Below are 254 nucleotides of genomic sequence, written 5' to 3'. Positions count from 1 at the left end.
CGGGCGGCACGACCAACCCGTTTGTGTCGCTGTATCTGCCGTCGCTCGCGATCGCGGCGGCCGTGCTGCCGTGGCACCTGATGATCTGGCTCGCGGCGTTCGCGGTCGCGTGCTACGCGGCGCTCGGCTTCGATTCGGTGCCGCTCAACATGGATAACCCGGCGAACCTGTTCGACTACTACCGCACCGGGATGTGGGTGAACTTCATGGTCAGCGTCGGGCTGATCGCGTGGTTCGTCGCGCGCATGTCGAAC

General features: G+C 65.7%; 1 pseudogene. It reads left to right on the top strand.

Annotated features, from left to right (window positions below):
- A pseudogene (locus tag SB772_RS43335) lies at positions 1 to 254 on the top strand (sensor histidine kinase); the annotation flags it as partial.

The organism is Paraburkholderia sp. SIMBA_030 (assembly GCF_046535245.1).
GTDB lineage: Bacteria > Pseudomonadota > Gammaproteobacteria > Burkholderiales > Burkholderiaceae > Paraburkholderia.
Note: the sequence above shows the minus strand (reverse complement) of the source record. Positions and strands in the feature narration are given on the sequence as shown.